This is a genomic window from Microbacterium sp. DT81.1 (assembly GCF_049844955.1).
Classification (GTDB): domain Bacteria; phylum Actinomycetota; class Actinomycetes; order Actinomycetales; family Microbacteriaceae; genus Microbacterium.
This window is the reverse complement of sequence record NZ_JBNCMA010000004.1, coordinates 467,543-491,859: the sequence shown is the minus strand read 5'-3', so window position 1 is coordinate 491,859 and position 24,317 is coordinate 467,543. Positions and strand designations below refer to the sequence as shown.

The 24,317-nt window shown below is 69.2% G+C and carries 23 protein-coding genes; 10 read left to right on the top strand and 13 right to left on the bottom strand.

Translation table 11 applies throughout. The features are described from left to right. Nucleotides 1-7 precede the first annotated feature (7 nt). The 5 genes from ACLQ2Q_RS13835 to ACLQ2Q_RS13815 form a co-directional block, all read right to left on the bottom strand. Entirely contained in the window at nucleotides 8-472 is a 465-nt protein-coding gene (locus tag ACLQ2Q_RS13835) for a DUF3237 domain-containing protein (protein ID WP_425821033.1), read from the bottom strand. Beyond that, entirely contained in the window at nucleotides 469-1,995 is a 1,527-nt protein-coding gene (menE, locus tag ACLQ2Q_RS13830) for an o-succinylbenzoate--CoA ligase (RefSeq protein ID WP_425821032.1), read from the bottom strand. Before menE ends, ACLQ2Q_RS13835 begins: the two co-directional genes overlap by 4 nt. A gap of 75 nt (nucleotides 1,996-2,070) precedes the next feature. Beyond that, on the bottom strand, nucleotides 2,071-2,523 hold the full coding sequence (locus ACLQ2Q_RS13825; protein WP_425821031.1) for a MaoC family dehydratase: 453 nt from the start codon (nucleotides 2,521-2,523) through the stop codon (nucleotides 2,071-2,073). A gap of 23 nt (nucleotides 2,524-2,546) precedes the next feature. Further along, nucleotides 2,547-3,434 carry an amidohydrolase family protein gene (locus ACLQ2Q_RS13820; protein WP_425821030.1) on the bottom strand — a complete coding sequence of 296 codons (888 nt, stop codon included), beginning with the start codon at nucleotides 3,432-3,434 and terminating at the stop codon, nucleotides 2,547-2,549. A 137-nt stretch (nucleotides 3,435-3,571) separates the two neighbouring features. After that, nucleotides 3,572-4,504 (bottom strand): SDR family oxidoreductase, encoded by a 933-nt coding sequence (locus ACLQ2Q_RS13815; RefSeq protein WP_425821029.1) that lies wholly within the window; start codon nucleotides 4,502-4,504, stop codon nucleotides 3,572-3,574. An 89-nt stretch (nucleotides 4,505-4,593) separates the two neighbouring features. On the opposite strand from ACLQ2Q_RS13815, the gene ACLQ2Q_RS13810 reads away from it, so the two are divergent. Next, nucleotides 4,594-5,073 (top strand): MarR family winged helix-turn-helix transcriptional regulator, encoded by a 480-nt coding sequence (locus tag ACLQ2Q_RS13810; RefSeq protein ID WP_425821028.1) that lies wholly within the window; start codon nucleotides 4,594-4,596, stop codon nucleotides 5,071-5,073. Nucleotides 5,074-5,311: 238 nt separating this feature from the next. Here ACLQ2Q_RS13810 and nrdF read toward each other — a convergent pair whose 3' ends face one another. Genes nrdF through nrdH form a run of 4 tightly spaced genes read right to left on the bottom strand, consistent with a single transcriptional unit; the run spans nucleotide 5,312 to nucleotide 9,187 of the window. Continuing rightward, the gene (gene nrdF, locus ACLQ2Q_RS13805) at nucleotides 5,312-6,289 is read right to left on the bottom strand and encodes a class 1b ribonucleoside-diphosphate reductase subunit beta (RefSeq protein ID WP_425821027.1); all 978 of its coding nucleotides are present in this window, start codon (nucleotides 6,287-6,289) and stop codon (nucleotides 5,312-5,314) included. Nucleotides 6,290-6,323: 34 nt separating this feature from the next. Continuing rightward, the gene (gene nrdE, locus ACLQ2Q_RS13800; RefSeq protein WP_425821026.1) at nucleotides 6,324-8,453 is read right to left on the bottom strand and encodes a class 1b ribonucleoside-diphosphate reductase subunit alpha; all 2,130 of its coding nucleotides are present in this window, start codon (nucleotides 8,451-8,453) and stop codon (nucleotides 6,324-6,326) included. Continuing rightward, nucleotides 8,450-8,950, bottom strand: a complete 501-nt coding sequence (nrdI, locus tag ACLQ2Q_RS13795) for a class Ib ribonucleoside-diphosphate reductase assembly flavoprotein NrdI (protein WP_425821025.1) — start codon at nucleotides 8,948-8,950, stop codon at nucleotides 8,450-8,452. Before nrdI ends, nrdE begins: the two co-directional genes overlap by 4 nt. 3 nt (nucleotides 8,951-8,953) lie before the next feature. Continuing rightward, a complete protein-coding gene (gene nrdH, locus ACLQ2Q_RS13790; protein ID WP_425821024.1) occupies nucleotides 8,954-9,187 on the bottom strand; it encodes a glutaredoxin-like protein NrdH in 234 nt (77 codons plus the stop codon). 337 nt (nucleotides 9,188-9,524) lie between these two features. On the opposite strand from nrdH, the gene ACLQ2Q_RS13785 reads away from it, so the two are divergent. Both ACLQ2Q_RS13785 and ACLQ2Q_RS13780 read left to right on the top strand, forming a co-directional pair. Next, the gene (locus tag ACLQ2Q_RS13785) at nucleotides 9,525-10,733 is read left to right on the top strand and encodes an MFS transporter (RefSeq protein ID WP_425821023.1); all 1,209 of its coding nucleotides are present in this window, start codon (nucleotides 9,525-9,527) and stop codon (nucleotides 10,731-10,733) included. Nucleotides 10,734-10,774: 41 nt separating this feature from the next. Next, on the top strand, nucleotides 10,775-11,536 hold the full coding sequence (locus tag ACLQ2Q_RS13780; protein WP_425821022.1) for an alpha/beta fold hydrolase: 762 nt from the start codon (nucleotides 10,775-10,777) through the stop codon (nucleotides 11,534-11,536). A 40-nt stretch (nucleotides 11,537-11,576) separates the two neighbouring features. On the opposite strand, the gene ACLQ2Q_RS13775 is transcribed toward ACLQ2Q_RS13780, so the two are convergent. Beyond that, on the bottom strand, nucleotides 11,577-12,569 hold the full coding sequence (locus ACLQ2Q_RS13775; protein WP_425821021.1) for a TIGR00341 family protein: 993 nt from the start codon (nucleotides 12,567-12,569) through the stop codon (nucleotides 11,577-11,579). A 77-nt stretch (nucleotides 12,570-12,646) separates the two neighbouring features. Between ACLQ2Q_RS13775 and ACLQ2Q_RS13770 the strand changes: the two genes are divergently transcribed. The 6 genes from ACLQ2Q_RS13770 (at nucleotide 12,647) to ACLQ2Q_RS13745 (ending at nucleotide 18,556) form a co-directional block, all read left to right on the top strand. Continuing rightward, nucleotides 12,647-13,828: an acyl-CoA dehydrogenase family protein gene (locus ACLQ2Q_RS13770; protein ID WP_425821020.1), complete on the top strand. Its 1,182-nt coding sequence runs from the start codon at nucleotides 12,647-12,649 to the stop codon at nucleotides 13,826-13,828. Nucleotides 13,829-13,883: 55 nt separating this feature from the next. After that, entirely contained in the window at nucleotides 13,884-15,281 is a 1,398-nt protein-coding gene (locus ACLQ2Q_RS13765; RefSeq protein WP_425821019.1) for an NAD(P)/FAD-dependent oxidoreductase, read from the top strand. 191 nt (nucleotides 15,282-15,472) lie between these two features. Then, complete coding sequence (locus ACLQ2Q_RS13760) at nucleotides 15,473-16,744, top strand: DUF445 domain-containing protein (RefSeq protein WP_425821018.1); 1,272 nt, start codon at nucleotides 15,473-15,475, stop codon at nucleotides 16,742-16,744. A 42-nt stretch (nucleotides 16,745-16,786) separates the two neighbouring features. Further along, a complete protein-coding gene (locus ACLQ2Q_RS13755; RefSeq protein WP_425821017.1) occupies nucleotides 16,787-17,161 on the top strand; it encodes a gamma-glutamylcyclotransferase family protein in 375 nt (124 codons plus the stop codon). A 28-nt stretch (nucleotides 17,162-17,189) separates the two neighbouring features. After that, nucleotides 17,190-18,077 carry an arginase family protein gene (locus tag ACLQ2Q_RS13750; RefSeq protein ID WP_425821016.1) on the top strand — a complete coding sequence of 296 codons (888 nt, stop codon included), beginning with the start codon at nucleotides 17,190-17,192 and terminating at the stop codon, nucleotides 18,075-18,077. Next, nucleotides 18,074-18,556, top strand: coding sequence for a SixA phosphatase family protein (locus ACLQ2Q_RS13745; protein WP_425821015.1), 483 nt, complete (start codon nucleotides 18,074-18,076; stop codon nucleotides 18,554-18,556). Before ACLQ2Q_RS13750 ends, ACLQ2Q_RS13745 begins: the two co-directional genes overlap by 4 nt. A 195-nt stretch (nucleotides 18,557-18,751) precedes the next feature. On the opposite strand, the gene hutI is transcribed toward ACLQ2Q_RS13745, so the two are convergent. From hutI to hutH, 3 genes are read right to left on the bottom strand one after another with little or no spacing between them, the layout of a single operon-like run. Further along, nucleotides 18,752-20,029 carry an imidazolonepropionase gene (hutI, locus tag ACLQ2Q_RS13740; protein ID WP_425821014.1) on the bottom strand — a complete coding sequence of 426 codons (1,278 nt, stop codon included), beginning with the start codon at nucleotides 20,027-20,029 and terminating at the stop codon, nucleotides 18,752-18,754. Further along, nucleotides 20,026-21,825, bottom strand: coding sequence for a urocanate hydratase (hutU, locus tag ACLQ2Q_RS13735; RefSeq protein WP_425821013.1), 1,800 nt, complete (start codon nucleotides 21,823-21,825; stop codon nucleotides 20,026-20,028). Before hutU ends, hutI begins: the two co-directional genes overlap by 4 nt. Next, nucleotides 21,822-23,432 (bottom strand): histidine ammonia-lyase, encoded by a 1,611-nt coding sequence (gene hutH / locus ACLQ2Q_RS13730; RefSeq protein WP_425821012.1) that lies wholly within the window; start codon nucleotides 23,430-23,432, stop codon nucleotides 21,822-21,824. Before hutH ends, hutU begins: the two co-directional genes overlap by 4 nt. Before the next feature lie 52 nt (nucleotides 23,433-23,484). On the opposite strand from hutH, the gene ACLQ2Q_RS13725 reads away from it, so the two are divergent. Next, on the top strand, nucleotides 23,485-24,315 hold the full coding sequence (locus ACLQ2Q_RS13725) for an IclR family transcriptional regulator (protein WP_425821011.1): 831 nt from the start codon (nucleotides 23,485-23,487) through the stop codon (nucleotides 24,313-24,315). The last annotated feature ends 2 nt before the right edge of the window (nucleotides 24,316-24,317 follow it).

Here is a 24,317-nt window from a genome sequence, read left to right as displayed (position 1 = left end):
GTGTGCATCATTCGACGACGTAGAGATGGATGAGGACCGACCGCGGGCGCCGCTCCCCCGTGCCGACGATGATCCTCTCCGACAGCCATGACCAACGGCCGGATGCCTCGAGCCGGGGCGTGCACCGGAAGTACACCTCGCCCGGGTCGACCTCTTCGCCGCGATTGAGCCGTGCGAGGACGTCGGCTCCCCCCACGCGGAGCGCTCGGTTGTCGACGGTGACACGCTCGCCGTCATCCGTCTGGATCAGGTACCGCGCGTGCAGTTCGCTGACGGTGTCCGAGCGCAGCAGCTGGAAGTCCTCGCCGAACGGCAGGACGACGCCCGACAGCTCGGGTCCGGAGACTCGTCCACCGAGGATCGGCACGACGCGGCGCACGCCGCCGTCCGTCGGCCCGACCGTGATGGGCTCGCCCACATCGACCTCGATCGTCGCGAGGAACTGAAGCGGCGGCGGCGCTGGCCCGCTCATGGCGCACCGGCCGAGAACCGTGCCCGCAGCTCGGCCTTGCGGACCTTGCCCGACGCGGTGCGCGGAAGCTGATCGACCACGACGACGCGCTTCGGAATCTTGTACCGGGCGATCGTCCCGGTCAGGTGCTCGCGCACGGATTCGGTGGTGACGGATGCCTCGTCTGCGACGGTCAGCACCGCCCAGGGCACCTCGCCCCATTGATCGTCGGGGACGCCGATCACGGCGGCGCCGGTCACGCCGTCGATGTCGTTCAGGAGGTTCTCGATCTCTGCGGGATAGATGTTCTCACCACCGGAGATGATCATGTCCTTCAGCCGGTCGGACACGAAGAGATACCCGTCCTCGTCGAGGTATCCCATGTCGCCCGAGCGGAACCATCCGTCCGGCGAGAACGCGTCGGCCGTCGCTTCGGGAAGGTTGAGGTAGCCGGGGAACACGTTGGGGCCGGCGATCTCGATCTGCCCGACCGTGCCGCGGAGAGCTTCGGCGCCGCTCTCGTCGGTGACGCGCACCTCGGTGAAGAAGTGCGGCAGACCCACACTGCCCTGCTTCTGCCTCGTCATCGCGGGCGACAGCGACGTCGCGCCAGGGGAGGTCTCCGTCATGCCGTAACCCTGCGAGAAGGAGAGGCCTCGCTCCTCATAGGCGTTCAGGATGCGGGTCGGAACGGCCGATCCCCCGCAGGTCAGCTTGGTGAGGGTGGACAGATCCGTGGTGGCCCAATCGGCGTGATCGACGAGCAGCTGGTAGGTCGTGGGGACGCCGCTGAGCATGGTGACGCCGTGCTCCGAGATGAGACGAAGCGCTCGGCCGGGGTCGAAGCCCTTCTCGAGCACGATCGTGCCACCCTTCAGCAGGACGGGGAGAGCCCCCATGCCCAGGGAGGCGACGTGGAACAGCGGGGAGATCATCAGCGCGACGTCGCTCGACACGACGTCGTAGTCGACGAGGCAGTTCAGCGCCACCCAGGTGAGGTTCTGGTGGGAGAGCACGGCGCCCTTCGCCCGCCCGGTGGTGCCCGACGTGTAGATGATCGCCGCAGGGTCCTCGGGTGAGGCGCGAAAGCCGCTCGGCGGCTCGCTCTCGTCCTCGCCGGCCCCTTGAAGATGCTCGCTCGGGAGTTCGCTCGTCTCGATGACGTGGGGCAGGTTCACCGCCGAGACGAGCGGCGCGATGCGCGTCGTGAACTCGCGGTCGTGGATGAACATGTGCGCCCGCGAGTCGGCGAGGACGTGCAGGATCTCCGGCGGAGCCAGCCGGGTGTTGACGGGCACGAAGACGGCTCCCACCTGAGCGCAGCCGAACAAGGTGGCAAGGAACTCCGGGCTGTTCTCGCCGAGATAGGCGACGGCATCCCCCTTGCGGATGCCGCGCGCGGCGAGCAGCGCGGAGACCCGGTCCGCGAAGTCGGCGAGCTGCGCGTAGGTCACGGCCGAGCCGTCGCCGTGGATCAGCGCGGTTTTGCCTGGCGTCTTCAGGCGCCGCTTGCGCAGCCAGGTGTCGAGGCCTGGGTGGTCCATCTCATCCTCTCCGTCGAGGCTTGCTGCCGTCCTGCGGGATCGGTCGTCGAGCGAGCGCCGCGAGACCAAAACGCGCTAGGCGTAGAAGCGATACAGGCCGCGGGCGACCACGGCGGGCTTCGTGCCGCCCTCGATCTCGATGGTCTGGTCGACGCCGAACTGGTAGCCGCCGGCGACTTCGGTGACCTCGGCGATGACGGCCGTCATGCGCACCCGCGCGCCGACTTTCACCGGCGAGATGAACCGCACCTTGTCGAGGCCGTAGTTGACCTTCGTGCTGACCCCCTCGACCTCGAACAGCTCGGTCCAGAAGGTCACGGCCAGGGAGAGGGTCAGGAATCCGTGGGCGATCGGCCCGCCGAAGGGGCCGTCCTTGGCCCGCTCGGGGTCGGTGTGGATCCACTGCTGGTCGCCGGTGGCGTCGGCGAACGTGTTCACCTTCTCCTGCGTGATCTCCAGCCAATCCGTGTATCCGAGGTCGGCGCCGGCGAGGCCGGCGACATCTGCGTAGGCGACGGTGGTGGTCATTGGTGCTCCTTCATTCCGATGGGTCAGGGGGCGAGCCCGAGCAGCCGGGCCGCGTTGTGCTTCATGATCCCCGGCATCACCTCGGGCTTGAGGGGGGTCTGCTCCGCATCCCGGATCCAGCGGTCGGGCATCAGCAGGGGGAAGTCCGATCCGAAGAGGACGCGCTTCTTGAGGATCGAGTTGGCGTATCGCACGAGCTCGGCAGGGAAGTACTTCGGGCTCCAGCCGGACAGGTCGATCCACGTGTTGTGCTTGTGGGTCGCGACGGCAAGCGCCTCGTCCTGCCAGGGCACGGACGGGTGGGCCATGATGATCTGCAGGTCGGGGAAGTCCGCGGCGACGGGGTCGAGCAGCATCGGGTTCGACAGGCCGAGGCGGAACCCGTACCCACCGCGCATGCCGGCGCCGATGCCGGTCTGCCCGGTGTGGAAGAGCGCCGGCACCCCGGCATCCTGAATCGCCGCGTAGAGCGGGTAGTGCGCCTCGTCGCTCGGGTCGAACCCCTGCACGGTCGGGTGGAACTTGAAGCCCCGCACACCGCTCTCCTCGACGAGGCGACGCGCGTCGTCGACGGCCGCGGCACCGCGCAGCGGGTCGACCGAGCCGAACGGGATGAGCACGTCGTTGTTCCGCGCGGCGCCCTCAGCGACCTCCGCCGAGGACAGCGGGGCGTGCCCGAGCCGGGTGCCCGCGTCGACGGTGAAGACCACCGCCGCCATGTGGCGCTCCCGGTAGTACCCGGCGACGCTGTCCAGGTCCGGCCGGGGCGCGTCGGTGCTGAAGTACCGGCTGGCGGCCTCGACCAGATCGGGCGGAAGGGAGGTGCGCCCGTGCTCGTCGACTTCGATGTGCACGTGCATGTCGATCGCCTCGACGGCATCGACGTCGATCGCGGCTTCGTACCGAGTCATCCCGCCCGCCGCCCGCTCAGCGACCGGAAGGCGACTGAGTGCCCGCCCGTCGCCGCGCGACCGCGCCGCGCCCCGGTCGTTGAGCGAGCGAAGCGAGACGAAACGCCCCGCGACCGCACGCAGACTGAACACGATCGTCACGCGGACGGCGCCGGGCGCTGGAGATCTTCGGGCAGAGGCGGGAAGCTCTCCCCCACCGACTGCAGCGAGCCGCCGAACTCGCCCGCGAAGTCCGCCTCGAGGGCGTCGTATGTCCACCCACCGTCGCGGTACGCGGTGACGACGGGCTCGGGGTGCGACCAGAGCTGCAGTCGATCGCCGCCGACGCCGATCGCCTGTCCCGTGACGTCGGCTGCGGCATCCGATGCAAGGTACGCGATGACGCCCGCGACATCATCGGACGTGCCGAACCCGAGATCGTGCCGGAAGAACGCGGGCATCGGCTCACCCTTGGCGTCGGCCTCCACGGCCGCGGCGAAGTAGGGCACCGTCGCCGTCATGGCCGTCGCCGCCACGGGGATGACGGCGTTCGCGGTGATCCCCGCGCGCTTGAGCTCGAGAGCCCACGTGCGCACCATGCCGACGATGCCGGCTTTGGCAGCGGCGTAGTTGGTCTGGCCGAAGTTGCCTCGTTGGCCCGTCGGAGAACCGATGCAGATGATCCGCCCGCCCTCACCCTGCTCGCGCATGCGGGTCGCGGCTTCGCGCACGCAGGTGAAGGTGCCGCGAAGGTGCACGTTGATGACGGTGTCGAAGTCGTCATCGCTCATCTTCCAGAGCACGGTGTCGCGCAGCACGCCGGCGTTCGTGACGAGGATGTCGAGCCGGCCGAAGTTCTCGACCGCTGCAGCGACCAGCTTCTGCGCGGTCTCGGTGGGACCGACCGGCGCCACAACGGCGACGGCCTTGCCTCCCGCGGCCTCGACGGTGGCGACCGCGTCCGCGGCGGTCTGCGCGTCGACGTCGTTGATGACGACGGATGCGCCCTGCCGGGCAAGCTCGGCCGCGTAGGCGAGGCCGAGGCCTCGGCCGGATCCGGTGACGATGGCAACCTTGCCGTTCAGCGACATGCGGAACTCCTTCGTGTCTCGCTACATTGAACGTCAAATCGTTGAACTTGTCAATGATTGAGAACGTGGATGTTTGCTATCCTCGGACCATGAGCAGCGTCGAGTCGAGGCCCGGGAATCCCGGCTGGCGATCCGATGCGGACGCGGATCTGTTCGATGACCCGAGCTTCCTCCTCGCCCGCGTCAACGCCCTGTCGCTTGCGGCGGGAAGTGCGGCTCTCAGCGAGCACCGGCTTCGGGTGCGGTCCTACTCGGTGCTTGCTCTGGCGGCGAGCGGTCGACAGCCTACTCAGCGCGAACTCGCCGAATTCCTCCGCCTGGATCCGAGCCAGGTCGTCGCCCTGGTCGATGACCTGCAGAGCCGTTCCCTGGTCACGAGGCTCCCGGACCCGAACGACCGCCGCGTGAACGTCGTCCTCGCGACGGACGAAGGGCGCGCACTGCACGCGCGCGCCGCGGTGTCGGTGGCGGCGGCCCAGGCCGAGGTGCTCGGCGGTCTGGGCGCCGCGGAGCGCCGGCAGCTCACCGCACTGCTCCGGAAGCTCGCGTTCCCCGATTCCGCAGCCTGATCGCGGTGCTCCGATGGGCACGAGGTCACAGCCACCTCGAGTCCAAAATCGTCCCCGTTGCGAGCCGCTGACCCATGTGAGGGGTGCGCACGTGCCCCCCGCATGCCCGACCGAAGGGCAATTCATGTCCATCGCTGTCCGCCTCTGTCTGTCAAGAGAAGGCACGAAAGAGGCCCGGACTCGCAGAATCCTGCGGGACCGGGCCTCTCAGCAGCCGTTTTCAGGGGCTCGCGTCAGCTCAGAAGTCCCAGTCCTCGTCTTCGGTGGCGACGGCCTTGCCGATGACGTACGAGGAACCCGATCCCGAGAAGAAGTCGTGGTTCTCGTCGGCGTTCGGCGACAGCGCCGACAGGATCGCCGGGTTCACGTTCGTGACCGATGACGGGAACATCGCCTCGTAGCCGAGGTTCATCAGCGCCTTGTTGGCGTTGTAGTGCAGGAACTTCTTGACGTCCTCCGTCAGGCCGACGCCGTCGTAGAGGTCCTGCGTGTACTGGATCTCGTTGTCGTAGAGCTCGTAGAGCAGCGAGAAGGTGTAGTCCTTGATCTCCTCGCGCTCGCGCTCGCTGACCTTCTCGAGGCCCTTCTGGAACTTGTAGCCGATGTAGTACCCGTGCACGGCCTCGTCGCGGATGATCAGACGGATGAGGTCGGCCGTGTTCGTCAGCTTGGCACGCGACGACCAATGCATCGGCAGATAGAACCCGGAGTAGAAGAGGAAGCTCTCGAGCAGGGTCGATGCGACCTTGCGCTTGAGCGGGCTGTCGCCCTGGTAGTACTCCATGACGATCGCGGCCTTCTTCTGAAGGTTCGGGTTCTCGACCGACCACCGGAACGCCTCGTCGATCTCCTTCGTCGACGCGAGCGTCGAGAAGATCGAGGAGTAGCTCTTCGCGTGCACCGACTCCATGAACGCGATGTTCGTGTACACCGCCTCTTCGTGGGGCGTGATGGCGTCGGGGATGAGCGACACGGCGCCGACCGTGGCCTGCACCGTGTCGAGCAGCGTCAGCCCGGTGAACACCCGCATGGTGAGCAGCTGTTCGTCAGGGGTAAGAGTGTTCCAGGACTGGATGTCGTTCGACAGCGGGATCTTCTCGGGCAGCCAGAAGTTGTTGACGAGGCGGTTCCAGACCTCGACGTCCTTGTCGTCCTGGATCCGGTTCCAGTTGATCGCCTCGACGTGCGAGAGCAGCTTGAGCTTTTCGGGGGTCATTGTGATCTTCTTCGCTATTTGTTAGTCGTCTTTACTAAAGCATGCAGGAGACGCACTCGGTCATGTCGGTGCCCTCGAGGGCCATCTGCCGCAGGCGGATGTAGTAGATCGTCTTGATGCCCTTCTTCCAGGCGTAGATCTGCGCGCGGTTGATGTCGCGCGTGGTCGCGGTGTCCTTGAAGAACAGCGTCAGCGAGAGGCCCTGGTCGACGTGCTGCGTCGCCGCGGCGTAGGTGTCGATGACCTTCTCGTAGCCGATCTCGTAGGCGTCCTGGTAGTACTCCAGGTTGTCGTTGGTCATGAACGCCGCCGGGTAGTAGACGCGACCGAGCTTGCCTTCCTTGCGGATCTCGATCTTCGACGCGATCGGGTGGATCGAGGAGGTCGAGTTGTTGATGTACGAGATGGACCCGGTCGGCGGCACGGCCTGAAGGTTCTGGTTGTAGATGCCGTGCTGCTGGATAGACGCCTTCAGCGCCACCCAGTCGTCCTGCGTCGGGATGTGCTGGCCGGCGAAGAGCTCTTTGACCTTGGCGGTCTCGGGCTCCCATGCGCGGTCGATGTACTTGTCGAAGAACGCGCCGCTCGCGTACGTCGAGTCCTCGAACCCGTCGAACGCCGTGCCGCGCTCGATCGCGAGGTTGTTCGACGCCCGCAGCGCGTGGAAGAGCACCGTGTAGAAGTAGATGTTCGTGAAGTCGATGCCCTCTTCGGAACCGTAGTGCACGTGCTCGCGCGCGAGGTAGCCGTGCAGGTTCATCTGCCCGAGGCCGATCGCGTGCGACCGGTCGTTGCCGTCCTCGATCGAGCGGACCGAACGGATGTGGCTCTGCTCGCTCACCGCACTCAGGGCGCGGATGGCGGTCTCGACCGTCTTGCCGAGGTCACGGGCATCCATCGACAGCGCGATGTTCATCGAGCCGAGGTTGCACGAGATGTCCTTGCCGATCTCCTTGTACGAGAGGTCCTCGTTGTAGGTCGTCGGGGTGTTCACCTGCAGGATCTCGCTGCACAGGTTGGACATGTTGATGCGGCCCTTGATCGGGTTCGCCTTGTTGACCGTGTCCTCGAACATGACGTACGGGTAGCCCGATTCGAACTGGATCTCGGCGATGGTCTGGAAGAACTCGCGCGCGTTGATCTTCGTCTTCTTGATCCGAGGGTCATCGACCATCTCGCGGTACTTCTCGGTCACCGAGATGTCGCCGAAGGCCTTGCCGTAGACCTTCTCGACGTCGTAGGGCGAGAAGAGGTACATGTCCTCGTCGTTGCGGGCCAGCTCGAACGTGATGTCGGGGATGACGACACCCAGCGACAGCGTCTTGATGCGGATCTTCTCGTCGGCGTTCTCCCGCTTGGTGTCGAGGAAGCGCATGATGTCGGGGTGGTGCGCCGACAGGTAGACCGCGCCGGCGCCCTGACGGGCACCCAGCTGGTTGGCGTAGCTGAAGGAGTCTTCGAGCAGCTTCATCACGGGGATGATGCCGGAGGACTGGTTCTCGATCTGCTTGATCGGCGCGCCGGCCTCACGGATGTTCGAGAGCAGCAGCGCCACGCCGCCGCCCCGCTTGCTGAGCTGCAGGGCCGAGTTGATGCCGCGGGCGATCGACTCCATGTTGTCTTCGATGCGCAGCAGGAAGCACGAGACGAGCTCGCCCCGTTGCGCCTTGCCGGTGTTCAGGAACGTCGGCGTGGCGGGCTGGAAGCGGCCGGAGATGATCTCCTCGACCAGCTCGGTGGCGAGCTTCTGGTCGCCGTCGGCGAGGCCGAGGGCGGTCATCACCACGCGGTCCTCGAAGCGCTCGAGGTAGCGCTTGCCGTCGAACGTCTTGAGCGTGTAGCTCGTGTAGTACTTGAACGCCCCGAGGAACGTCTCGAACCGGAACTTCTTCGAGTACGCGAGGTCGTTGAGCCTCTGGATGAACTCGAACGGGTACTTCTCGAGCACCGCTCCCTCGTAGTACTCCTTCTCGACGAGGTAGTCGAGCCGCTCCTTGAGGGTGTGGAAGAAGACCGTGTTCTGGTTGACGTGCTGCAGGAAGTACTCGCGCGCGGCACGCTTGTCGGCCTGGAACTGGATCTTGCCGTCCGCGCCGTAGAGGTTGAGCATCGCGTTCAGGGAGTGGTAGTCCAAACCCGCGTATGCATCGACCTTTTCGTTCACTGTCGCTTCCACAGTCGTTCCAATCCTTCGCTCACGCGATCTACGTCTTCTGGTGTGCCGAAAACTTCGAGCCGGTACAAGTGCGGCACATGGCACTTGCGGCTGATGATGTCGCCGGCGAGACAGAACGACTCGCCGAAGTTGGTATTCCCCGCGGAGATGACCCCCCGCAGGTTGTTCCGGTTTCGCTCGTCGTTGAGGAACCGGATGACTTGCTTGGGCACCGCTCCGCGCTCCACCCCGCGGCCTTCCCCGCCCCCGTAGGTCGGCGTGATGAGCACATACGGTGCATCCATCACGGGGACAGGGTCGGAGTAATGGAGCGGGATGCGGACCGCGGGCGATCCGAGGGAGCCGGCTTGTTCGAGCTTGGCGACGAAACGAGCCGTGTTTCCGGAGGTGCTGGAGAAGTAGACGACCAGCGGTGCGGACGCGTCGGCCAACCGCGCGTCGCTGCTGCGCAGCGGCACATGTGGTGCTGTGGCCGCGGCGCTCATCGGTCAGGCCAGGCGGGCGGCGAGCTCGTCGATCTTGTCGGGGCGGAAGCCCGACCAGTGGTCTTCATCGGCGATGACGACAGGCGCCTGCAGGTAGCCGAGAGCCTTGACCTGCTCGAGGGCCGCGGGGTCCTGCGAGAGGTCGAGGACCTCGTATTCGATGCCCTTCGAATCGAGCGCGCGGTAGGTCGCCGTGCACTGAACGCAGGAGGGCTTGGTGTAGACGGTGATCGACATGTGTGACCCGTTCTCCCTCTGAATCTGATGGTATGTCCGGCAATGCCCCCGCCGGGAGTCCAATACTACATATGGGTACCGACATTAGGTAGCACCACAAGGGCTAGTAGTTACATCCGTGTAGTTTTCCACCGCTCTCCCTGAGTACAACACAGGTTGTCCACCGTTTCATCCACAGGGACGCCGCGGATTCCGAACCTGGAAAAGGCCTGAATCACGGCTGTTTCGGATGGCGCGGCCACATCCTCTCCACAGACCAGACGCTACGCGTGGCCTCCGACATCCGATCTCCTGTGGACAACGGGCTCCGGCGTGTCGCGCCCTAGGCTTGTCTCTCGTGGGCGCCTACCGGGATCTGTTGCGAACCCCTGGTGTCGGGCGCATCATCGCGGCGCAGCTGACCGCGCGCTTCCCCAACGGAATGACCTCGCTGGCGATCCTGCTGCACATCGAGCAGGTCACAGGCTCCTACGGCGCCGCCGGACTCGTTCTGGCTGCCACCTCCGTCGGTCAGGCGATCGCCGGCCCGGTGACCAGCCGCTGGATGGGCATCTGGGGCATGCGTCGGGTCCTCACCGTGACCCTGGCGATCTGCGCCCTCGCCATCACCGCCCTGGCGCTGCTGGAGCTGCCCCTTCCCGGGTACATGGCCCTCGGCGTGATCGCGGGCCTTGCGACGCCGCCCATCCAGTCGGCCGCGCGCACCATCTACCCGAAGCTCGTCAACTCCCGGCAGCTCACGCCTCTCTTCTCACTCGATGCGTCGCTGCAGGAGATCATCTGGATCGTGGCGCCGGTCGTCATCACGATCGTGGCGACGCAGGTCGGCACCGTCCAGGCGCTGCTGCTGATCGTCGTCATCCTGATCGGCGGGGGCGCCTGGTTCATCCTGTCGCCCGAGGTGGGCAGGGTGCGCATCCCGCGCAGCCGTCGCGGTCTTGGCAAGGTGCTGATGAAGCCGCCCATCCTGCTCGCCACGGTCGTGGGCTTCCTCCTGATCGGCGCGTGCGCCGCCGTCGAGGCGGGGGTCGTGGCGACCTTCGGGCACAGCGGGCTCGAGGCCGGTCTCGTGCTGGCGGTGTTCTCCATCGGCAGCCTGACGGGGGGCCTGACGTTCGGCCACATCCCGATCGGCCCGTGGGCGATGGCGCGGCGCATGGCGATCCTCGCCGTCGGGCTCTCGCTCACGATCGTCTCGCTGAACATCTGGTGGATCGGCGGCACGCTCTTTCTTGCAGGAATCGGCATCGCCCCCGCCCTCGCGGTGCTCTTCGCGATGACGAGCGCGAGCGTCAAGTTCAGCGAGACCGCCGAGGCGTACGGGTGGATCGGGACGGGCCAGCTCATCGGCGCCGCCGCCGGCTCGGCGGTGGCCGGCTTCCTCATCGACGGCATCGGCCCGCAGGGGGCGTACTGGGCGGCGGCGACGTTCGCCCTGCTCGGCCTTGTCGTGGCGCTGGTGTTCGTGCGCGCCTTCCCCGACCTGCGGCACCGGGATCCGAGCCCCATCCCCGACACCGAGCCGCTGACCCTTCCGACCTCCTGAGCGCTGCGCACCCGCGCCGCGCCCGCTCGTAAACTGGCCGGATGAGCGCACCGCTGACCCTTCCACGGCTGGCGTGGGGCGATCCTTCGGCACCCAGGCGCGCCCTGCTGGTGCACGGCCTCGGCTCGTCCGGTGCGCTGATGTGGCGCATCGGCGTGGGACTCGCGGATGCCGGGTGGCACGCCGAGGCCGTCGACCTGCGGGGTCACGGCTCGGCGCCGCGCGCCCTCGACTACCGGCTCACCGCGTACGCCGCGGACCTTGCCGAGACCCGTCCGGAGGGCGGCGGGCCGTGGGACCTCGTGGTCGGCCATTCGCTCGGGGGCGCGGCATCCGTGCTCGCCGCCGCCGACCGCCCGGACTGGACCCGTCGCCTGGTGCTGGTGGACCCGGGGATCGTCGTGATGCAGCGCGACGCCGAGATCGTGCGCTCCAGCCAGGAGCGCGCGTTCGCCGACAACCGCCTCGCCGTGGTGCGGGAGGAGCACCCGAACTGGCATCCGCACGACCTCGAGCTCAAGATCGACGCGGTCGCGCGCGCCAGCCGATGGGCCGTGGAGCAGACCAGCGTGCAGAACCGTCCGTGGGATGTGCGGGATGCCGCGGCGCGCCTCACTGTGCCGACGCACGTGCTCGGCGCGGATCCGAAGGTGTACAGCCTGTTCACCGGAGCGACGGCGGAGGGTGTGCTCGCGGCGAACCCCCTCATCACGATGTCGATCGTCGAGGGCGCGGGACACTCGCCCCACCGCGACGAGCCGGACGCGACGCTCGCGCAGCTGTTCGCGGCGCTGGGCGACTGATCGCGCCGCGACTGGTCGCGCCGCGTCACGTCACTGCATGTCATGTCACCGGGATCTTCGACCCCTCGTCGATCTCGAGCACGACCGTGACGAAGCTCGGCAGGTTCAGAATGTCGCGCAGCTCATCGACGGAGGGCACGTCGCCGTCCGGCGCCGTGACATCGACGACGGCCGTCAGGCCCTGCCACTGCACGTCGTCGACGCTCGCCTCCGAATCGTCCCCCAGCCACTCCGCGGTGGAATCGCTGATTTCGACGCTCCACCGCGCGAGGGCGACGGCCACCACGGAATTGGCCGCGAGCGGGATCGTCACGAGCAGCGCCAGCACGCCGACCACCGTGTAGGCGCGGCGGCGATTGGCCGTGGGCAGCGAATCAGGCTCCCTCGCGTAACCCGACATCGTGAACACGATGCTCGCAGCGATGACGAGCGCGACGAGGTTGGAGAGGAAGAGCATCAGCGACCCGAATGCGCCGTTCCAGTCCCCCTGCCCGAGGGTGACGCCGACGACACCCAGCGGCGGAACGAGCGAAATCGCGATCGCGACACCCGGCAGCACCGCACTCAGGTCCCGCCGGGCGAGGGCGAAGGCACCGGCCGTTCCGGTGGCGATCGCCGCGAGGAGGTCGAGCAGACCCGGTGCCGTGCGGCTGGTGATCTGTGAGTTGGTGGAGAGGCTCGCGGGATCCGCGATCACCGCCGAGAAGACGACGCCCAGCACGATCACGATCAGCATGCCCGCGACGACCCAGAAGATCGACCTCACCACCAGGCTCAGGTGACCGGTCACGATGCCGAGACCGATGCCCTGGATCGGCGTCGCCAGCGGTGCGATGATCATCGCGCCGATCACCGTGGCGGTGGAGTCTGTCAGGATGCCGGCGATCGCGATGACGGCGGACAGGGTCAGCATGATGAGGAATCCACTGCGCTTGCTGATCACGTCGCCGTGGTCGAGGTCGAGTGAATCGTTCAGCACGGCGACCGGCTGGCGTTGTGACACGGGGATCAGCGACTGCGTCATTCGCGACATGTCCACATCATGCTCCCGGCGCGGTCGGGGATGACGGGGCCGCGCCGCCACGCACGCCGCCGGGACAGAATGGACGGGTGACCGCTCCCGGATTCGACCCCGCCGCTCTCCTTCCCGACGAGCTGCTCGAGCGCATCCGCTCCCGCGCGGCGACGCACGACCGGGCGAACACCTTCCCGCAGCAGGATCTCGACGAGCTGAAGGCCGCCGGCTACCTGTCGATCCTGGTGCCGCGCGACCGTGGAGGCGCCGGGCTCGGCCTCGCCGAGGCATCCGTGCTGCAGCAGCGCCTTGCCGGCGCCGCCCCCGCCACCGCGCTCGCCATCAACATGCACCTCGTGTGGACGGGCGTGGCCAAGGTGCTGCGCGATCGCGGAATCGACGACCTGGCGTTCGTGCAGGAGGGCGCGGCGGCCGGGGAAGTGTTCGCCTTCGGCATCAGCGAGGCCGGCAATGACCTCGTCCTCTTCGGAAGCGACACGGATGCCGCCCCGCAGCCCGACGGCTCGTACGCCTTCACCGGCACCAAGATCTTCACGTCCCTCGCCCCGGTCTGGACACAGCTCGGGCTGCACGGCCTCGACACCACGTCCCCGGACGCGCCGCAGATGATCTACGCCTTCGTCGGGCGGGCGGATGCCGAGGCCGGCGGCACCCTCGTGACGAGGGACGATTGGGACACCCTCGGCATGCGGGGCACCCAGAGCCGCACCACCGAGCTGCACGGCGCCGTCGCCCCACCGGACCGGGTCGTGCGGCGCATCCCGCCGGGCCCGAATCCCGACCCCCTGATCTTCGGCCTCTTCGGGGTCTTCGAGCTGCTGCTGGCCTCGGTCTACACCGGGATCGCCCGCCGTGCCCTGGAGCTCGCCGTCCAGACCGCCGGAAAGCGGCGGTCGAAGAAGACCGGCAAGACCTACAGCCAGGACCCCGACATCCGCTGGCGCGTCGCCGAGATGGCGCTGGCGTACGACGCGCTTCCGCCGCAGCTCGAGGCGATCGGGCGCGACATAGACGGCTTCGTCGATCACGGCTCCCGGTGGTTCTCGCTGCTCGCCGGCGTGAAGCACCGCGCCGTCACCATGGCCAAGACCGTGGTGGATGACGCGATCCTCGTGGCGGGCGGCTCGTCGTACTTCTCCGGATCCGAGCTCAGCCGGCTGTACCGCGACGTGCTCGCGGGCCTCTTCCACCCCTCGGATCCGGAATCGGCCCATTCCACTGTCGCGAGCGCCTGGCTCGGCCCGGTGGATGCATAGTGCGCACGGCGCCGAACACCTCGGCTGCTCGACCCTGCAGCAACGGAGGACACCCATGAGCACGACCGTCTTCGATCGACGGCCGCCATCGGCCGGGGCGGTGGCCGACGCACTCTCGACCACGCAGCCCGCGGTGTTCTGGCTGGACGACGTCGAACGCCCCCGGCATCCATCCCTGCGAGGAGAGGTCCGAGCCGACCTCGCCGTCGTCGGCGGGGGTTACGCGGGTCTGTGGACCGCGGTGCGCGCGAAGGAGCGCGACCCGGAGCGCCGAGTGGTGCTCGTGGAAGCGGCCGGCATCGGATGGGCCGCCTCCGGCCGCAACGGCGGCTTCTGCGAGGCGAGCATCACGCACGGCCGCGAGAACGGCGTCACCCGCTGGCCGAAGGAGATCGACCGGCTGGAGCGGCTCGGCGCGGAGAACCTCGACGACATCGAGGCCACCGTCGGCCGCTACGGCATGGACGTCGACTTCGAGCGCACCGGGGCGCTCAGCGTCGCGACCGAGCCGCATCAGGTGGAGTGGCTGCGGGAGGAGGAGGGGTTCCTCGACACGGATGCCGTGCGCGCCGAGGTCGACTCCCCCACCTATCTGGCCGGGGCGTGGGACAAGCGGTCGAACGCGCTCGTGCATCCGGCGAAGCTCGCCCTCGAGCTCGCGCGTGTGGCCGCGGAGCTCGGCGTCGAGATCTTCGAGCACTCCCCCGTGCGCGGCCTCGAGGGCACACACCCCGTGTCGGTGCGCACGGAGCATGGCCGCGTCCTCGCCCGCGACGTCGTGCTGGCGACCAACGTCTTCCCGTCGCTGCTGAAGCGCAACCGGCTCATGACCGTGCCGGTCTACGACTACGTGCTGATGACGGAGCCGCTCGACGCGGAGCAGCTGGCCGGCATCGGCTGGTCGCACCGACAGGGCCTCAGCGACTCGGCGAACCAGTTCCACTACTACCGGCTCACGGCCGGGAATCGGATCCTGTTCGGCGGGTACGACGCCGTCTACCACTACGGCGGGCGTGTCCGGTCCCGGTACGAGGACCGGCCGGAGACCTACCGCACGCTCGCCGAGCACTTCTTCACGACGTTCCCGCAACTCGAGGGGCTGCGGTTCACGCATCGGTGGGCCGGTGCGATCGACACCTGCACGCGCTTCTGCGCGTACTACGGCACCGCACGCGAGGGGCGGGTTGCGTATGCCGCGGGGTTCACGGGGCTCGGTGTCGGGGCGACCCGGTTCGCCGCCGATGTGATGCTCGATCTGCTCGAGGGGGCACCCACCGAACGCACCGAACTCGAGATGGTGCGGCGACGCCCGCTCCCGTTCCCGCCCGAGCCGGCGGCTGCGATCGGGATCAACCTCACCCGCCGCTCGCTCGACCGCGCCGACCGCCACGGGGGCCGTCGCGACGTGCTGCTCAGAACGCTGGATGCCCTCGGCCTGGGTTTCGATTCCTGACGGCGACCGCCGAGGGGACGTCGGTGGCCACTCACCGGTCGCCCGGCGACACTTCCGTCTCCTGCCGGCACCGCGAAGCGCCCGGCCGACACTTCGTGTCGCTTCGACCCGCACGGGGCGAGCGCAGCGCGACGAAGTGTCGCTCGGTGTGGGTCGGGCCCGCGCAGCGGAGGGCATGCGAGGATGGCGTGATGGCGCGCACCCCCACGGCCCTGCTGAGCCCCGCGGACCAGGAGCGACGCCGGGCGCTCCGCACGATGAAGGGCGTCGCGCTCGGCGCCCTGCTGCTGATGGCGCTGCTGTTCGTCGTGGCCTTCGCCCTGCAGAGCACGTACCCCGGAATGGCATACGTGCGGGCATTCGCAGAGGGCGGCATGGTCGGTGCCCTGGCTGACTGGTTCGCCGTGACGGCCCTGTTCCGGCATCCGCTCGGCATCCCGATCCCGCACACGGCCATCATCCCGAACCGCAAGGACGAGATCGGCCGCACGCTGGGCGAGTTCGTCGAGACGAACTTCCTCTCGGGCGAGATCGTGCGCACCAAGCTCGAAGCGACGCACATCGCGGAGCGCCTCGGCGCATGGCTGAGAACCCCCGCGCACGCCGAGCGCGTGGCGACGGAGGGGGCGGCGATGGCCGCCGGGGTGCTTCGCGCCCTCAGCGACGACGACGTGCGCGAGGTGATCGAAGACCTCGCCCGCGAGCATCTGATCGAACCGGAATGGGGGCCTCCCGCCGGCGCGTGGCTCACCCGGGTCATCGGGTCCGGCGCACATCACGGGGCGGTCGACCTCGCCGTCGACAGCATCCTGGGCTGGCTCGAAGTGAACTACGCGGCCTTCGAGGGCCTGGTATCCCGCCGGCTGCCCGCTTGGCTGCCGCGGATGGCGGCGCGGCTGGTCGATGACACCGTCTACCGCGAGGCGGTGACGTTCATGCTCGCGATGCAGGCAGATCCGCAGCACTCCGCCCGCATCGCCATCGACGACTATCTCACCCGGCTTGCCGACAACCTGCAGCACGACCCGGAGACGATCGGCAAGCTGGAAGACGCGAAGTCCCGGATCTTCGACAGCCCCCGGGTGCGCGAACTGGCGGGCGAGGCGTGGAACACCGCGAAGACGGGGCTGCTGAAGGCGCTCGAAGATCCGGCCAGCGGGCTGCGGGTGCGGGCCAAGGCCGCGCTCGAAGAGGTGGGCGAGCGCCTGACGAAGGATCCCTCGCTGCAGCACCGCGTCGACGAATGGGTGACGAACGCCGCGGTCTTCCTCGTCGACCGCTACCGCCACGACATCGCGAGCATCATCACCGAAACAGTGGAGCGGTGGGATCCGGATGAGACCACGGAGAAGATCGAGCTCATGGTCGGCCGGGACCTGCAGTACATCCGCCTCAACGGCACGTTCGTCGGCGCCCTCGCGGGGCTCGTCATCTTCACGATCGCCAACGCGCTGCTGGGCTGAAATCTACGACTCGTTCGGGCGCGAAGCCACTAGCCTGGTGGCGTGAGCGACGCCCCCGCGAACGAGATCCTCTTCACCTATGACACTCTGCGCATCCCGCAGGTGCAGCTCGACACGTTCGGTCGCTTGATGTACGGAGACGCCGACGTCCTGCCCGGTTACACGGTCGACTACGTCGACATCGAGGACCCGCACGCCGTCAGCAGCGCGCAGGCGTCGCGCCCCATCGTGCGGCACACCGGCAATCCGCTCGACAAGGTGGTCGGCGCCGCAGTGCGCATCACCGAGGATGAGCTGGACGCCGCCGACGAGTACAAGGTGGAGGAGTACCACCGCGAGCGGGTGCGCCTGGCGAGCGGCTTGGATGCATGGGTGTACGTCGGGCACGGGATGGACCGTGCAATCCACCCCGAGTGACGTCACGGTGCCGGAGTAACCTCGACCTGTGGCGCTTCCCTCCGATCCCCTGTGGCCACGAGCCGGCGGCTGGCCGGCACTGGATGACCCGGGCGATGCCCTCGATGCGGTGATCGTCGGGGTCCCCGCGTGGCGCACCTCGCTTTCGCCCACGGGCGCGCACGCGACCCCTGCCGCCGTGCGGGAGGCGCTCCGCCGCTACAGCCCGACCCTGATGGGCGGACCCGTCGATCTCGGCGCGCTGCGCGTTGCGGATGCAGGCGACGTCGCGGAGCCCGATGGCCCGGACGGCGAGGCCGCGGTGCGGGCGCTCGTGGCCGCGGCGAGGGCACGGGCGCGCCTGGTGGTGGCGCTCGGCGGCGACAACAGCGCGACGTACGCGACGGCGCAGGGCGCCGGATCCGCCGGCCTCGTCACGATCGACGCGCACTTCGACCTGCGCGACGGAGTCTCGAACGGGTCGCCCGTTCGGCGCCTCGTCGAGGACGGCTTCGACGCCCGGCGCATCGTGCAGGTCGGCATCGCCGATTTCGCGAACTCGGCGGCCTACGCCCGGCGGGCGCGCGACTACGGCATCACCGTCATCGGCCTCGACGACGTGCGGCGCCGGGGCGCTGCCGACGTGATGGCCGAGGCCTTGGAGGTGGCGGGCTCGGGCGGCGGCGACATCCATCTCGACATCGATGTCGACGTGTGCGACCGTTCCGTCGCCCCCGGATGCCCCGCGAGCATCCCCGGCGGACTGGCCGCGTGGGAGCTGCGGGCGCTCGTACGCGACGCGGCATCCGATGCCCGTCTCGCGTCGGCCGACATCGTCGAAGTGGATGCCACCGCCGACGCTCCGGATGGGCGTACGGTGCGTCTCGCGGCTTTATGCGTGCTGGAGCTGCTGGCGGGCGTATCTTTGCGATCGTGAAGACCCTCGTGCTCGCCCGCCACGCCAAATCCAGTTGGGACGAGGCCGACATCGATGACCACGACCGGCCGCTGAACGACCGCGGCGAGCACGACGCGCCGCGCATGGCTAAGCGGCTCGCGGGAACCGGAGTCGTGCTCGATGCCATCCTCTCCAGTACAGCGCTGCGCGCCCTCACGACCGCGGAGGTCTTCGCCGACGTGCTCGGCCTTCCCGTCGAGCCGGATCAGCGCCTCTACGGAGCCTCGCCCTCGGACATCACGGCCATCGTGGCCGAGCGCGACGTGGACGGCGTGATGGTCGTGGCGCACGACCCCGGCATGAGCGTCCTCGCCGGACGGTTCGCGCCGGACATCGTGCACATGCCGACGTGTGCGGTCGCGACCTTCACCTGGGCGGACGGCAGCGGAGATTCGTGGGAGACGGCGCTCGCCTCCGCGCCGACGAACTGGCGTTTCGACGCACCGCGGCTGAGCTGACCACCGGCAGCGGGGCTTGACGAAGAGCGGCGGCTCAGTCCACGGCCGCGCGGCGGCTCTGTTCACGGCCGCGAGGCGGCTCAGTCCACGGCCGCGCGGCGGCTCTGTTCACGGCCGCGAGGCGGCTCTGTTCACGGCCGCGAGGCGGGTCTGTTCACGGCAGCGAGGCGGCTCTGTTCACGGCCGCGAGGCGGCTCAGGCGAGCGCGCCGTCCTTCCAGACGCTCCGCACGAGTGGCACGCCCGGACGGTAGGCGAGGTGCACGCGCGTCGGCGCATCGAGCAGCACCAGGTCGGCGCGCATCCCCGGTGCGAGGGTGCCGATGTCGTCGCGGCGCAGCGCTCGGGCGCCGCCGGCGGTGGCGGCCCAGACGGCCTCGGCCGGCGTCATCCGCATCTCGCGCACGGCGAGCGCGATCATGAGCGGCATCGAACTGGTGAAGCTCGAACCGGGGTTGCAGTCGCTCGCGATCGCGACGGTCACGCCGACGTCGAGCAGCGTCCTCGCGTCGGGGTAGGGCTGCCGGGTCGAGAACTCCACGCCCGGCAGCAGGGTGGCGACGGTGCCGGAGGATGCGAGTGCGGCGACATCGACGTCGTCGAGGTACGTGCAGTGATCGACGGATGCCGCGCCCAGCGCCGCGGCGATGCGTGCGCCCTCTCCGGTGCCAAGCTGGTTGCCGTGCACGCGCGCTTCGAGGCCCCGGGCGATGCCGGCGGCGAGGATTCGGCGGGTCTCGTCTGGCGTGAAGGCCCCGGTCTCGCAGAACACGTCGATCCACCGCGCGTGCGGCGCGCAGGCGTCGAGCATGGGCCCGCACACCAGGTCCACGTACTCGTCTCGGCGATCGGTGTACTCAGCCGGAACGACGTGCGCACCGAGGAACGTGACCTCCGGCGTGACCTCGGCGGCGAGGCGGGCGAGGCGCTCCTCGTCGGCGACCGTCAGCCCGTAGCCGGTCTTGATCTCCAGCGTGGTCGTGCCCTGCGATCGTGTCTCGGCCACGAAACCCGCCAGCCGGCGGCGCAGGTCGACGTCGCTCGTGGCCCGGGTCGCCGCCACCGTGCGCCGTATTCCGCCCGCGGCATACGGCGTGCCCGACATCCGTGCCTCGAACTCGTCGGCTCGGTCACCGCCGAAGACGAGGTGCGTGTGGCTGTCGACGAACCCCGGAATCACCGCCCGCCCGCCGGCATCCACGATCTCGGTCCCCCGCTCCTCGCGGGTTCGGGGCGCGATCCCTCCGTCGTCCGGGGTTTGGGGCGCGCTCCGTCCGCCGGGGCGCGCTACGTGCGCCCCGAAGTACGTAATGCGCCCCAAACCCAGGGTTTCGACGTCGGCGGCGGTGCCGACCCACGCGATCCTGGTGCCCTCGATCAGTACGGCGGCGTCGCGGATCGTGCCGCACGGGTCGCCGTCGGCGGCGATGTTCGTCGTCAGCTCGCCGATGTTGGTGAGAAGGGTCGCGGTCATAGCATCGGGATGTCCAGGCCGCGCTCGCGCGCGACCTCCTTGGCTCTGTCGTAGCCGGCATCCACGTGCCGCATGACACCGGTGCCCGGGTCGTTGATCAGCACCCGCTCGAGTTTCTCGGCCGCGAGCGCGCTGCCGTCCGCGACGGTGACCTGTCCGGCGTGGATGCTGCGGCCGATGCCGACGCCCCCGCCGTGGTGGATCGACACCCACGACGCGCCGCTCGAGGTGTTGAGCAGGGCGTTCAGCAGCGGCCAGTCGGCGATCGCGTCGGAACCGTCCGCCATCGCCTCCGTCTCCCGGTACGGCGAGGCCACCGATCCGGCGTCCAGGTGGTCCCGGCCGATGACGATCGGAGCGGAGAGCTCGCCCGAGGCCACCATCTCGTTGAACTTCAGGCCGGCGAGGTGCCTTTCCTTGTACCCCAGCCAGCAGATGCGCGCGGGCAGCCCCTCGAAGTGCACGGCGTCGCCGGCCTTCTCCAGCCAGCGCACGAGCCCGGCGTTGTCGGGGAACAGCTTCATCATCGCGCGGTCGGTCTTGCGGATGTCCTCCGGGTCTCCGGACAGCGCCACCCACCGGAACGGTCCGCGGCCCTCGGCGAACTGCGGCCGGATGTACGCCGGCACGAAGCCGGGGAACTCGAAGGCTCGTGTGAAACCGCCCAGCTGCGCCTCCGCGCGGATCGAGTTGCCGTAGTCGAAGACGGTGGCACCGGCATCCTGGAACCCGACCATGGCGGCCACCTGCTTGGCCATGCTGCCGCGCGCGCGGTCGGTGAACCCCACCGGGTCGCGCTCGGCCTCCGCTGCCCAGTCCTCGACATCCACCCCGACCGGCAGGTACGCGAGCGGATCGTGGGCGCTCGTCTGGTCGGTCACGATGTCGATCGGGATGCCGCGCTGCAGCAGCTCCGGGAACACCAGGGCCGCATTGCCGACGACGCCGACGCTGAGCGCGCGGCCCTCGTCCTTCGCGGAGACGACGCGCGCGACGGCGTCGTCGAGGCCGGTCGTGTACTCGTCGAGGTAGCCGTGCTCCACGCGGCGGGCGAGGCGCGATTCGTCCACGTCGACGATCAGCACGGCGCCGCCGTTGAGGGTCACGGCCAGCGGCTGCGCGCCGCCCATGCCGCCGCATCCGCCGGTCAGCGTGAGGGTGCCGGCGAGGTCGTCGCGGCCGAGCGACCGTGCGACGGCGGCGAACGTCTCGTACGTTCCCTGCAGGATGCCCTGCGTGCCGATGTAGATCCACGAGCCGGCAGTCATCTGCCCGTACATCGTGAGCCCGAGCTGCTCTAGGCGGCGGAACTCCGGCCACGTCGCCCAGTCCCCCACGAGGTTCGAGTTGGCGATCAGCACCCGCGGCGCCCACTCATGGGTGCGGAAGACGCCCACCGGCTTGCCGGACTGCACCAGCAGCGTCTCATCGGGCTCCAGCTCGTCGAGGGTTCGGACGATCGCGTCGTACGCCTCCCAGCTGCGCGCTGCCTTGCCGGTGCCGCCATAGACGACGAGGTCTTCGGGGTGCTCGGCGACCTCGGGGTCGAGGTTGTTCATCAGCATCCGCTTGGCGGCCTCGGCACCCCAGCTCTTGGCCGTGCGCTGATTGCCGCGCGGGGCACGGATGTGGCGCTCAGCGGTCGCCGAGCCTGTCGTCGCCGAGCCTGTCGTCGCCGAGCCTGTCGTCGCCGAGCCAGCGGTCGCCGAGCCAGCGGTCGCCGAGCCCGCGGTCACTGAGCCTGCAATCGCAGAGCCAGCGGTCGCTGAGCCTGTCGAAGCGTCGTGGGTGGTCATCGCACTGCTCCTTCCGCGGTGGCCGCGATCTGACCCGAGAGCACCAGCGCGGTCACCGCCTCGATGTCGGGTGAGAGGAAGTGGTCGGGGCCTGGGCCGCGCGCAACGGTGCGCACCAGATCGCGCACCGCGCCGGTGGCGGGGCCGGGGCGCAGCGGGGCGCGCAGATCGATCGCGCGGGCGCCGGTCAGCACCTCGATCGCCAGCACGCGCGCGAGCCCGTCGATGCCCCGGCGCAGCTTGCGCGCTGCCGCCCAGCCCATCGAGACGTGGTCCTCCTGCATGGCGCTGGAGGGGATCGAATCCACGGATGCCGGTACGGCGAGCCGTTTGAGCTCCGACACGATCCCGGCGGCGGCATACTGCGCGATCATCAGCCCCGAGTCGACGCCCACCTCGTCGGCGAGGAAGGGCGGGAGCCCGTTGCTGCGGGTCCTGTCGAGGGCCCGGTCGGTGCGGCGCTCGGAGATCGAGGCCACGTCGGCGACGGCGATCGCGAGGAAGTCGAGCACGTACGCCACCGGAGCCCCGTGGAAGTTGCCGTTCGACTCCACGCGGTCATCGTCGGTGATCACCGGGTTGTCGACCGCGCTCGCGAGCTCGCGCGAGGCGATCATGGCGGCATGGTCGACGGTGTCGCGGGCGGCGCCGTGCACCTGGGGTGCGCAGCGCAGCGAGTACGCGTCCTGGACCCGGGTGCACACCGCCGGGTCGCGATGGCTCGCGACGAGAGGCGAGTTCGCGAGGAAGGCACGCAGGTTCGCCGCGGATGCCGCCTGCCCGGCTTGCGGGCGCAGCGCCATGAGATCCGCGGCGAAGACCGCATCGGTGCCGAGCTGGCTCTCGATCGACATGGCGGCCGCGACATCCGCCGTGTCCAGCAGCATCGAGAGGTCGTGCAGCGCGAGCAGCAGCATCCCGAGCATGCCGTCGGTGCCGTTGATGAGGGCGAGGCCCTCCTTCTCGCGGAGCACGAGCGGCTCGATGCCGGCCTCGGCGAGCGCTGCGGATGCGCCCTTCGTGTCGCTGCGCTCGCTCAGGGACCGAGCGAAGTCGATCACCCGCACGTCCGACTCCCCCATCGCCGCGAGGGCGATGTGCGAGAGCGGCGCGAGGTCGCCCGAGCATCCGAGCGACCCGTACTCCCGCACGATCGGCGTGATGCCGGCGTTCAGCATGGCGGCGTACGTCTCCACGACGACGGGGCGCACCCCGGTATGGCCCGTGGCGAGGGTCTGAAGGCGCAGCAGCTGGAGGGCCCGCACCACCTCGGTCTCCACCTCGGCTCCCGTGCCGGCGGCGTGCGAGCGGATCAGGCTCGCCTGCAGCTGCGCTCGCCGGTCCTCGGCGATGAAGGTGGTCGCCAGGGCGCCGAAGCCGGTGGAGATGCCGTAGTGGGGCTCGGGGTCCGACGCCAGCGACTCGACGAGCGCACGGGATGCCGCCACGCGGTCCATCGCGGGGGCATCGAGCTCGACGCGAGCGCCATAGCGCGCAACAGCGACGACGTCTTGGGGGTCGAGCGGCGCCGCGCCGACGACGACGTTCCGGGGTGCGGCGGCGCGCGCGTGTTCGGGCGTGAGAGGAGGAGGGCTGACGGTGGTCATGGCTCGATTCCACACCCCGGCACTCCCGTTCACGAGGGCGCTATGCCATCCTGTGTCTGTGATACCAGACAGCCAGGCCGATGTTCCCGCATCTCCCGGTTCCCCTGCGCTCGTGCCTTCTCCGCGCGCTCAGGTTCCCGCCGCCGACCAGACGCTCCGCATCCTCTCCTTCCTTGCGCATCAGCGCGGCCCCGTCGCCGCGCGCACCATCGCGACGGCGCTCGGCATCCCCCGTTCGAGCGTCTACCATCTGCTCGGCGCGCTCGAGACCCATCGCTTCGTCGTGCATCTGCCCGACGACCGGCGGTGGGGGCTCGGGGTGGCCGCCTTCGAGCTGGGCGGCGGGTATGCGCGCCAGGAGCCGCTTGCCCGGCTCGGCCGCCCGCTGCTCGCCGAGCTCGTCGACCGCGCGGGCGAGAGCGCCCACCTCGCCGTCATGACGGGCCGGGACGTGCTCTACATCGTCGAGGAGCGGGCTCCGCGGCGGACGGCACTCGTCACCGACGTCGGGGTCCGCCTCCCCGGCCACCTGACGGCGTCCGGCCGCGCCATGCTCGCGGCGCTTCCGCGGGAGCAGGTGCGTGCCCTCTATCCGGATGCCGCGGCCTTCGCAGACCGCACCGGTCGGGGTCCGGCCCGTCCGGGCGAACTGCGTGAAGTGCTGCGGGAGGTGCGCGCCCGCGGGTTTGCGATCGAGGACGGCGAGGTCACCCTCGGGCTCGGCTCGGTCGGCGTGGCCGTGCACGACCACGTCGACTGGCCGATCGCGGCCGTCGCCGTCACCTATGCGAGCAACGGCGTTCCGAATGCCGCCGCGCTGGCCGCGCTGGTCCGACCGACCGCCGCGGAGCTCGGCCGCCGCATCCGGGGTGCGCGCCGCTGACG

Coding starts and splice junctions, on each gene's coding strand:
- ACLQ2Q_RS13835 (WP_425821033.1), bottom strand. CDS start 472: ATGAGCGGGCCAGCGCCGCCGCCGCTTCAGTTCCTCGCGACGATCGAG.
- menE (WP_425821032.1), bottom strand. CDS start 1,995: ATGGACCACCCAGGCCTCGACACCTGGCTGCGCAAGCGGCGCCTGAAG.
- ACLQ2Q_RS13825 (WP_425821031.1), bottom strand. CDS start 2,523: ATGACCACCACCGTCGCCTACGCAGATGTCGCCGGCCTCGCCGGCGCC.
- ACLQ2Q_RS13820 (WP_425821030.1), bottom strand. CDS start 3,434: ATGACTCGGTACGAAGCCGCGATCGACGTCGATGCCGTCGAGGCGATC.
- ACLQ2Q_RS13815 (WP_425821029.1), bottom strand. CDS start 4,504: ATGTCGCTGAACGGCAAGGTTGCCATCGTCACCGGATCCGGCCGAGGC.
- ACLQ2Q_RS13810 (WP_425821028.1), top strand. CDS start 4,594: ATGAGCAGCGTCGAGTCGAGGCCCGGGAATCCCGGCTGGCGATCCGAT.
- nrdF (WP_425821027.1), bottom strand. CDS start 6,289: ATGACCCCCGAAAAGCTCAAGCTGCTCTCGCACGTCGAGGCGATCAAC.
- nrdI (WP_425821025.1), bottom strand. CDS start 8,950: ATGAGCGCCGCGGCCACAGCACCACATGTGCCGCTGCGCAGCAGCGAC.
- nrdH (WP_425821024.1), bottom strand. CDS start 9,187: ATGTCGATCACCGTCTACACCAAGCCCTCCTGCGTTCAGTGCACGGCG.
- ACLQ2Q_RS13780 (WP_425821022.1), top strand. CDS start 10,775: ATGAGCGCACCGCTGACCCTTCCACGGCTGGCGTGGGGCGATCCTTCG.
- ACLQ2Q_RS13775 (WP_425821021.1), bottom strand. CDS start 12,569: ATGTCGCGAATGACGCAGTCGCTGATCCCCGTGTCACAACGCCAGCCG.
- ACLQ2Q_RS13765 (WP_425821019.1), top strand. CDS start 13,884: ATGAGCACGACCGTCTTCGATCGACGGCCGCCATCGGCCGGGGCGGTG.
- ACLQ2Q_RS13760 (WP_425821018.1), top strand. CDS start 15,473: ATGGCGCGCACCCCCACGGCCCTGCTGAGCCCCGCGGACCAGGAGCGA.
- hutI (WP_425821014.1), bottom strand. CDS start 20,029: ATGACCGCGACCCTTCTCACCAACATCGGCGAGCTGACGACGAACATC.
- hutU (WP_425821013.1), bottom strand. CDS start 21,825: ATGACCACCCACGACGCTTCGACAGGCTCAGCGACCGCTGGCTCTGCG.
- hutH (WP_425821012.1), bottom strand. CDS start 23,432: ATGACCACCGTCAGCCCTCCTCCTCTCACGCCCGAACACGCGCGCGCC.